This window comes from uncultured Thiodictyon sp. (assembly GCF_903828115.1).
Lineage (GTDB): Bacteria > Pseudomonadota > Gammaproteobacteria > Chromatiales > Chromatiaceae > Thiodictyon.
Window position 1 is genome coordinate 1 of the sequence record NZ_CAIKKU010000670.1, and the last position, 9,249, is coordinate 9,249.

8 protein-coding genes are annotated in these 9,249 nt (G+C 66.7%); 3 read left to right on the forward strand and 5 right to left on the reverse strand.

Annotated features, from left to right (window positions below; all coding sequences use genetic code 11):
* Nucleotides 1-155 precede the first annotated feature (155 nt).
* From QZY48_RS25240 to QZY48_RS25250, 3 genes are all read right to left on the reverse strand, one after another.
* The gene (locus tag QZY48_RS25240; protein WP_295436264.1) at nt 156-1,268 is read right to left on the reverse strand and encodes a hypothetical protein; all 1,113 of its coding nucleotides are present in this window, start codon (nt 1,266-1,268) and stop codon (nt 156-158) included.
* 271 nt (nt 1,269-1,539) lie between these two features.
* A complete protein-coding gene (locus QZY48_RS25245) occupies nt 1,540-1,692 on the reverse strand; it encodes a DUF5989 family protein (protein ID WP_295436266.1) in 153 nt (50 codons plus the stop codon).
* On the reverse strand, nt 1,692-2,096 hold the full coding sequence (locus QZY48_RS25250) for an SxtJ family membrane protein (RefSeq protein ID WP_295436268.1): 405 nt from the start codon (nt 2,094-2,096) through the stop codon (nt 1,692-1,694). Before QZY48_RS25250 ends, QZY48_RS25245 begins: the two co-directional genes overlap by 1 nt.
* 377 nt (nt 2,097-2,473) lie before the next feature.
* Here QZY48_RS25250 and QZY48_RS25255 point away from each other — a divergent pair, with 377 nt between their 5' ends.
* The gene (locus QZY48_RS25255; RefSeq protein WP_295436270.1) at nt 2,474-3,571 is read left to right on the forward strand and encodes a hypothetical protein; all 1,098 of its coding nucleotides are present in this window, start codon (nt 2,474-2,476) and stop codon (nt 3,569-3,571) included.
* Nucleotides 3,572-3,666: 95 nt separating this feature from the next.
* Here the strand turns inward: QZY48_RS25255 and sucD are convergent, their stop codons facing one another.
* Together sucD and sucC are read right to left on the reverse strand one after the other, a co-directional pair.
* Entirely contained in the window at nt 3,667-4,542 is an 876-nt protein-coding gene (gene sucD / locus QZY48_RS25260; RefSeq protein WP_295436272.1) for a succinate--CoA ligase subunit alpha, read from the reverse strand.
* A 10-nt stretch (nt 4,543-4,552) separates the two neighbouring features.
* Entirely contained in the window at nt 4,553-5,722 is a 1,170-nt protein-coding gene (gene sucC / locus QZY48_RS25265; RefSeq protein ID WP_295436274.1) for an ADP-forming succinate--CoA ligase subunit beta, read from the reverse strand.
* Between the two features lie 233 nt (nt 5,723-5,955).
* Between sucC and QZY48_RS25270 the strand changes: the two genes are divergently transcribed.
* Both QZY48_RS25270 and QZY48_RS25275 read left to right on the forward strand, forming a co-directional pair.
* Complete coding sequence (locus QZY48_RS25270) at nt 5,956-7,620, forward strand: ATP-binding protein (protein WP_295436277.1); 1,665 nt, start codon at nt 5,956-5,958, stop codon at nt 7,618-7,620.
* 142 nt (nt 7,621-7,762) lie between these two features.
* Nucleotides 7,763-9,109 carry a sigma-54 dependent transcriptional regulator gene (locus tag QZY48_RS25275; RefSeq protein ID WP_295436278.1) on the forward strand — a complete coding sequence of 449 codons (1,347 nt, stop codon included), beginning with the start codon at nt 7,763-7,765 and terminating at the stop codon, nt 9,107-9,109.
* Nucleotides 9,110-9,249: the final 140 nt, after the last annotated feature.

Genomic DNA, 9,249 nt, shown 5'->3' on the forward strand with positions numbered 1-9,249 from the left:
GTCGTTGTCGTGATCGTAATCGTAACCGTAATCGGAGAAGCGAGGCAATTTGGGGTACGAGAGAATCCGGGGCGCTACGATAACCTCGATTACGACAACGACAACGACAACGACAACGACGCTCAAGGCATTCTTGAGCGTCCTTGTTTAATCTATTAGTGAACCGCCCCTAACCGCTCCTGACCGCTTGATTTACTAACGATTCTGTCTTTGATCCGCAGAAAAATGCCGGTGGCGATTTGTTCGTTGCCCCGGTCGCCGAAATGATAGGAATCCAGGAAGATCTCTTCCTGCTCGCCCGCGCCATCGAACAAACCTGAGAGATCGACGAAGCGGAAGCGCTCGTCGTGCAGGTTTGTCAGCGCGGCAGCAATCAGCCCGTAGCACTCCCGAAAATAGTCCCGCTGCACCAGTCGTGCGCCTTCGCGCCGGGTCAATTTCTTCTTGCTGACGGCCAGTGTCGGCTGGAGCACGAAGACATAATCGACGTTGGCGGCGGCCAGTACAAAGGCGCTGATCCGGACGTTCTTGAGCAGTCGCCCGGCGATGACCGCAGGGGCGATCGGCCCCGGTTCGATCCGCGTGTTCTCCGGTATGGGCGGTTGACCGGTGAGCTGGTAGACCGCCTTGATCAGCGACAGGAAGAGTTCGTCGGCATAAGATCGGAACCACAGCACATTGCGGCCCAACGCACCCCAGTGCACGTCGTTGTTCCCGGACACGGCGATCACCATATCGGGCTGCAATTCCGACAACAGGTTCTCGATGATGATACGTTCCTGGGTTGTGGCCCAGGCCGAGTTCGCCATCGTAAAGACTTCGTAGTTCAGGCCGGTCGCCGGGGTCAGTTGCCGGGTGAGGATGGCATTCAGATACCCGGCGATGGTCGTGTCGTCACTCGGCGCACCGTTGCCGAAGGCGGTGGAGCCGCCGGTAAGGAAGATCCGGTAGGTGCGCGCGGGCTTGGGCATCGCGACCTCCCGAGCGGCCCGGAATTGCATGGTGTTGATATGGGCATTGCCCTGCTGCCCCGGTGCGGGCGCGCTCCCCACGAAGGGGGTGGGGATGTTGGGAACGGCCCATGAGAGGGTGTCCAGCCTGGCCAGCGCCTGCGCGCTGTCGTAATAGGCGCTGGCTACTGCCGTGCGTTGCTCCGGCTGGTCTTTCAGCAGGCGTCCCAGGGTGTAGGCCTGGGCGTCGCTGTCGATCTCTTGGTCAAAGACCTTTACTGTCAGGTAGCGGCAGGTAAGAAAACCCGCGCCGACCAACAGGAGCGCGATGATGGAGGGCGCCACCGTGGTGAGCAGCTTTCTTGGTTGCATGGGTCAGCCCGGCCCGGCGGCGGTTATCCACCGCCCCCTGATAAAGAACGGTTCATCAATAAGTGAAACAAGTCCATTCGGGAATGTCCTTGGCGTCGTTGTCGTTGTCGTTGTCGTTATCGTTGTTATCGCAACGTCCAGGATTCTCTACGCAAGCCGATTTGCAGCGCTTCTCCGATTACGATTACGACAACGACAACGGTTCAGCGCTAATCGCTCAAAACAGCGCATAGATGAATGGCGCGACCGCCGAGCCGGGCGCGAAAACGATCAGTGCGCCCAGCAGGAGCGACACGACGATGATCGGTGCCAGCCAGAATTTCTTGCGTTCGCGCATGAAGCCCCAGAGGTCTCTTAGAAGGTCCAGCATCAGAAGGGTCTCGTCATGGATTCGCGCGTCGCCGCATGGCTTGGCACGCGATAGGTGGAGGCCTCGGCCGGGCGGCGACGCCGCAGCGGGTCCTGCCCGGCGAGGCGCATGATCAGGCCCATCGGGACGAACACCAGGGTGAACAGGAGCCCGAGGATCAGCGGCGTTGTTACCCGGTTCATCAGCAATCCGAAACGCATCCAGCCGCGATAGACCGGGCGCAGTGTCAGGGGCGCAATCAGTCCTGCCAGGATCAGCGGGGCGGCCGCCGCGAAGGGCCACCAGGGGAGCGGCCAGCCAAACAGCAAGGGCAGCGCCACCCCGAAGGCCCCGGCGATCAGCCCGCCCGTGGTCAATGCGAAGCGCCGCAGTCCTTGGGCGTCGAGGTTCGGAATCTCGTGCATCAGTCGCCCCGGCGCCATCGCGCTTGAATTGACCTTTTCCGGATCGGTTCCGGATCGGTGAGTCGGGGGCTAGTCTAGCAGGGTTGGGATGCGTTTCGTAGCGGCTGCGGCGGGACCTCCGGGCGGCTGCGGAGCGATTGCAAAAACCAAAGAAAAATCATACCCTGGCGGCCCGTCAGCGGGGACTTCCCGGCGCCGGGCGGCAGCAGGCGGCGGTCGCGTGGGCGTGGGCTGGTGGTCGACACCTGATTGGGCATGAACCTCGCGGACCTCGATCATTATTTCGGCCGCCTGGCGGGTGCTATCCGTCGCGGCCGGGGGGCCGCTCCTACGCCGTTGCGTGCGTGCCGGCCTGCAACGACTGGAGATGATGTCGCGTGAAACAGATCGCGTTCCGGATCATAGCGGTGGTGCTGGGGCTGGCCCTGCCCATCCTCGTCGCCGAGGCGCTGTTGCGTCTGTTGCCGGTGGCGACCGGGGTCTTCGCCGAGCCCGTCAATGCGGGTGCACCGGTCTTTCATTTCACCCCCGAGCACGACTTCCTCTGGTCCCGGGATTGGAACTTCAGCATCGTCAACCGCGGGCGGACCAACAACGCGGGCTTCGTCAACGATCGCAATTACACGACGCATGACCGCCGCCCCCTGATCGGTGTCGTGGGGGATTCCTATGTCGAGGCGCTCATGGTGCCCTTTCCCCAGACGTTCCACGGTCGGCTGGCCGCGGACCGCTCCGAAAGCATGCGCTTTTACAGTTTCGCCGCATCGGGGGCGCCGCTCAGCCAGTATCTGGTCTGGATACGATACGCCCGCCAAACCTATGACGCAGAAGCCTTGGTGGTCGTGGTGTGCGGCAACGACTTCGACGAATCGCTGGCGGAATTCAAGACCGGTCCCGGCCTGCATCTTTATGTCGCGGAGGGCGGGGACCTGATCCTGCAGCGGTTCGACTATGCACCCGGGGTGATCCGCCGGGTCGTGCAAGCCTCGGCCTTGGCGCGCTATCTGCTGCTCAACCTTCATGCTGACGTGACGGTGTCGCGGTTGCTGGAGGGCAGCGTCATCGGCTCAGCACAGGCGGCGGTGCCGGCCTTCGTCGGAAACGTCCCGGCGGCCGTCGATGCGCACCGCCTGGTACAATCGCAACGGGCAGTGGCCGCCTTCTTCCGCGACCTGCCCGCTTATGCCGACCTGCCGGCCCGCCGCATTCTCTTCGTGGTCGACGGACTACGCTATGCCGCCAACGCGTCCGCCGGCGACAGCTATTTCGGACTCATGCGCGGATATTTCATGGCGCAGGCGCGCCGCCGGGGCTATGGCGTGATCGATGCCGATGACTATTTCATCCCCTACGCCGCCGCCCATCCCGCCGCCCGCTTTGAATGGCCGACCGATAACCACTGGAACCCGCTCGCGCACGGTTTGATCGCCCAGGCGATCCGCGACTCCTCCTGGTTCGCGGGGCTTGGGCCCTGACCGCCGGGGCCGCGCCGGCTCAAGCGCGCTGGAACTCGTCCCGCCAGGCGCTGCCCCGGACCACCGTCGGCGGCGGCGATTTACTCGACAGGAAATTATCGACCGCCCAGCAATTCGGCCATGCGGCTGCCCATCCGTGCCGGCGAGCGTACCGTGACCACCCCGGCCGCCTCCAGGGCGGCGAACTTGTCGGCGGCGGTGCCCTTGCCGCCGGTGACGATGGCGCCCGCGTGGCCCATCCGCTTGTCGGCCGGGGCGGTCACGCCGGCGATATAGGCGACCACCGGCTTGGTCATGTGCTGCCGGATATAGGCGGCGGCCCCCTCCTCCGCGGTGCCCCCGATCTCACCGACCAGGATGACCCCGTCGGTGTCCGGGTCCCGCTCGAAGAGGGTGAGACAGTCGACGAAGTCCAGTCCGTGGATGGGGTCGCCGCCGATGCCGATGCAGGTGCTCTGGCCCAGGCCGGCGTTGGTCACCTGAAACACCGCCTCGTAGGTCAGGGTGCCGGAGCGCGAGACGATGCCGACCCGCCCGGGGGTGTGGATGCTGCCCGGCATGATGCCGATCTTGCATTCGCCCGGGGTGATGATACCGGGACAGTTGGGGCCGATCAGCACCGCCGGATGACCCTGCAGGGCCGCCGTGACCCGCAGCATGTCGAGCACCGGGATGCCCTCGGTGATACAGACGATGACCCGGATCCCCGCGTCCGCCGCCTCCAGGATGGCGTCCGCCGCATAGGCGGCCGGCACATAGATCATGGTGGCGTCCGCGCCGGTCGCCCGCACGGCGTCGTGGACAGTGTCGAAGACCGGCCGGTCCAGGTGGTGCTGACCGCCCTTGCCGGGGGTCACGCCGCCCACCAGGTTGGTGCCGTAGGCAATGGCCTGTTCGCTGTGGAAGCTGCCCTGCCGCCCGGTGAAGCCCTGGCAGATGATCCGGGTTTGGTGATCGACAAGAACGCTCATGCTCGCCCCCTCACTGTGCCGCGGCCGCGGCCGCGACCACCTTGTCTGCCGCCTCGTCGAGACCTTGCGCCGTTTCTATCTTAAGCCCGCTCGCGGCCAGCAGCGCGAGCCCCAGCGGGGCATTGGTCCCCTCCAGGCGCACGACCACCGGGAGCTGCGTGTGGACCTTGCGCACCGCCTGCATGATGCCCTCCGCGATCAGGTCGCAGCGCACGATGCCGCCGAAGATGTTGACCAGCACCGCCCGCACCTTGGTGTCGGAGAGGATGAGCGCGAAGGCCTCGGCCACCCGTGCCGCCGTAGCCCCGCCGCCGACGTCCAGGAAGTTGGCCGGTCGGCCGCCGCGCAGCTGCACCAGGTCCATGGTCGCCATCGCGAGCCCCGCACCGTTGACCATACAGCCGATGTTGCCGTCCAGGCTGATGTAACTCAGCTCGTGGGTGCGCGCCGCGGCCTCGCGCTGGTCCTCCTGGGTCGGGTCCCGCAGGGCCTCCAGGTCCGGGTGGCGGTAGAGCGCGTTGTCGTCCAGATTGACCTTGGCGTCCAGGGCGAGCAGGGCGCCGGCGCGCGTCACCACCAGCGGATTGATCTCCACCTGGGTGGCATCGGACTCCATGAAGAGCCGGTAGAGCCCGCCCAAGAGCCGACCGAGTGCCTTGATCTGCTCCTCGCCCAGTCCCAGCCCGTAACCCAGCCGACGCACCTGGAAGGGTTGCAGCCCGGCCGCCGGGTGGACGCGCAGCAGGATGATCCGCTCGGGGGTCGCGGCGGCCACCGCCTCAATGTCCATGCCGCCCGCCGCGCAGGCCATCAAGAGGACCTGCCGGGTCGCCCGGTCCACCAGTGCGCTCAGGTACAGTTCCCGCTCGATCGCCGTCGGCTCCTCGATCAGCAGGGTCGCCACGGGCAGCCCCGCGGGTCCGCTCTGGTGGGTGACCAGGCGGCTGCCGAGCAGCCGGTGGGCCGCGGTCGCCGCCGCGGCGGGGCTGTCCACCAGCACCACGCCGCCGGCCTTGCCGCGTCCGCCCGCGTGGACCTGGGCCTTGACCACCCAGCGGGTGCCGCCGAGGCTGTCGCAGGCCGCCGCGGCCGCCGCGGGTGTCGTCGCCGTCACACCCGCGGGGACTGAGATGTCGTATTCTTGGAAAAGTCGTTTCGACTGGTATTCGTGCAGGTTCATCGGTGCTCGGGCGGTTCCCTGGGACGACGGCCACATGGCCGCATCCGCCCTATTCTGATCTAATTCGGCAGCGGCTGCCAAAGAAGCCGCCCGCGGGCCGCCGCCGCGCTCCGGGGTGAACCGGGCCGCGGTGCCGATCCCCGTCAGCGGATCGACGTACTAGCGGCCGCCCACCCGCGCGGGCACCGGCAGTGCCCCCGTACCTTGCGCCTTTTGTTACGAGAGCCCACCTCATGTCAAGCGACCAAGACCAGGACCCAGGCGCCCCCAGCCCCAGCCCCAGCCCCAAAACCAGCCCGCGCCCGGCGGGTCCATCCGAGCGCGAACGCTGGAAGCGCGGCCGATTCCCCACCTGGGAGTCCCTGCGTTGGCTGTTCCTGTTCCGTCTGCTGATGGTGGTGGTGCTGGTCCTGGTCTTCTCCCCGGCGGTGTCCGACCCGCTCCTCGCCGGGGTCGATGTGGACCTGGCCTGGCGGGTCCTGGTGGTCTACGCCATCCTGGTCCTGGCGAGCGGGATCAACCTCTATGCCCAGTGGCCGAGCCGGCACAGTCAGGTCCATCTGGCCATCTTTGTCGACATCATTACCTTTACCCTGGTAATGCACGCGGGCGGGGGCGTCGGCAGCGGGCTCGGGGTCCTGTTGGCCGTCGCCGTGGCCGCGGGGGCCCTGTTGATGGAGGGCCGGCTGTCACTCCTGTTCGCCTCCTTCGCCGCGCTCGCGGTCATCACCCAGCAGACCTACGCACTGCTCACGGGCGAGGCGACGAGCGCCTCGTACACCCAGGCCGGCATCCTGGGCGTGGTGTTCTTCGCGGTCGCCCTGCTGGCCCACGTACTCTATCGCCGGGTGCGCCTCGCCGAGGAACTGGCGGCCCGCCGCAAGGTGGACATCGACGACCTGTCCAAGCTCAATGAGTTTATCATCCAGGACATGGCGATTGGGGTGGTGGTGGTGGACGGCGAGCGTAAGGTCAAACTCATGAACCAGGCGGCCAGGGACATGGTCAATGTCCCCGTGCTCGCGCCCGAGGCCCCCCTCAGGGAGGTCTGTGCGGACCTGGAAGACTGGCTCTTGGACCATATCCGCCCGACCGCGCCGCAGGTCGGGGTGATCCGGATCGGCAACCGTGAGCTCAAGCCCGCGCGCCAACTCCTGGGCGATTACCGGGCCGCGGGCGTCATGCTCTACCTGCGCGATAACCAGGAGCTGATCAAAGAGGCCCAGCAGATCAAGCTGGCGTCGCTCGGCACCCTCACGGCCAGCATCGCGCACAATATCCGCAACCCGTTGAGTGCCATCTCCCACGCCGGCCAGCTCCTGGGGGAGGCCAAGGGCCTGTCGCCCGACGACCGCCATCTGCTCGACATCATCCGCCGCAATTGCGGGCGCATCGACGAGATCGTGCGCAGTGTCCTGCAACTGTCCCGACGCCATCAGTTGGACCCCCAGCTTACCGAGCTGGTCGCGTGGCTGGAGGAGTTCTGCGACGAGTTCCGGGAGTCCCACGGCCTGCCTGCCGGCCACTTGCTGCTCGAGTTCGAGCCCCCGCCGATCTGCGTGGAGGTGGACCCGCGCCACCTCCACCAGATCGTCTCCAACCTGTGCGAAAACGCCGTGATTCACGCGGGGAGTCCGGATCACCCGGCCCACATCCAGGTGCGCGTGGGCCGTGCCGAGGGCCAGGACCGGGCCCGGATCGAAGTCAGCGACGACGGCCCCGGCGTCGACCAGGACTCCGCCGGGGACATCTTCAACCCCTTCTTCACCACCAAATCCAGCGGCACCGGACTCGGGCTCTACATCGCCCGGGAGTTGGCCGAAACCAACGGCATCCGGCTCGAATACCGGCGGGAACGGCCGCGCGGCAGTTGCTTCCGCCTGGTGTTTACGGCATGACGGCGCCGGTGCACCCCGCGCGGCGGGACCGGACCGGGCGCGGCCCGCGTTCGACTGGCGGCCCGGCAGGCTCCAACCGGCGCCGCGAACGGCTACAATCGCCTGACGATCGGCAACTCAGCAGCACTGGGAGTGCACCGGCATGAATAAGGCCCACGCCCTCGTCGTCGATGACGAGGCCGACATCCTCGACCTGCTCAAGATCACCCTGGGTCGGATGGACGTGCAGGCGACCACCGCCATGACGGTGGCCGAGGCCAAGACGGCGTTGCAGGCGCGGCGCTACGACCTGTGCCTCACCGACATGAACCTGCCGGACGGCAGCGGGATCGATCTGGTGCGCTTCATCGCCGAGCACCACCCCGACCTGCCGGTCGCCATGATCACCGCCCACGGCAGCATGGAATCGGCCGTCGCCGCGATGAAGGCCGGCGCCTTCGACTTCGTCTCCAAGCCGGTGGAACTGCAACTGCTGCGCCGCCTGGTGGGCTCGGCGCTCAAGTTGCGCACCCACAGTGCCGCCGCGGAGGCCCGCACCGAGAGCGGCACCCGCCTGCTCGGGGACTCCCCCAAGGTGGAGGAGATCCGCCGCCTCGTCGCCAAGCTGGCGCGCAATCAGGCGCCGGTCTTCATTACCGGTGAGAGCGGCACCGGCAAGGAACTGGCGGCGCGCCTGATCCACGCCCAGGGCCCGCGGGCGGAGGGCGATTTCGTGGCGGTCAACTGTGGTGCCATCCCCCAGGAGCTGGTGGAGAGCGAACTGTTCGGCCACAAAAAGGGCAGCTTCACCGGTGCGGTGGCGGACAAGGAGGGGCTGTTCCAGGCGGCCGAGGGCGGCACCCTGTTCCTGGACGAGGTGGCGGACCTGCCGCTACCCGCCCAGGTCAAGCTCCTGCGGGCCATCCAGGAGAAGAGCGTGCGGCCGGTGGGGGCGCAACAGGAGCTGGCGGTGGACGTACGCATCATCAGCGCGAGCCACCGGGATCTGAACGAGGAGGTGGAAAAGGGCCGCTTCCGTCAGGACCTCTTCTACCGCATCAATGTGATCGAGATGCGCATGCCCGCGCTGCGCGAACACCCCCAGGACATCCCGGTGCTGGCCGCGCGCATCATGGAGCGCATCGCCCGCCAGCACGCCGACCGCGAGGCCATGAGACTCTCGGAGGAGGCGGTGGAGGCGCTCGCCCGTCACCCCTTCCCGGGCAATGTGCGCGAGCTGGAGAACGTGCTGGAGCGCGCCACCGCACTCTGCGACGGCTCCATCATCGGGGTCCATGACCTCTACCTGCCGCAGACCGAGGCCCAGGTCGCGGTCGGGTCGCACGCGGACCCCGCGGTCCCCCTGGAGGACTACCTGGGGGAGATCGAGCGCCACGCCATCCTCAAGGCCCTGGACGACACCCGTTGGAACCGCACCGCGGCTGCCAAGAAGCTCGGCATGACGCTGCGGGCCTTGCGCTATCGCCTGGCCAAGCTCGGGATCGAATAGGCAGCGTTCCGGACCATTCGTTGTCGTTGTCGTTGTCGTTGTCGTTGTCGTTGTCGTTGTCGTTGTCGTAATCGTTGTCGTTGTCGTATCGGAGAAGCGATGCAATTTGGCGGGCGAGAGAATCCCGGGCGCTGCGATAA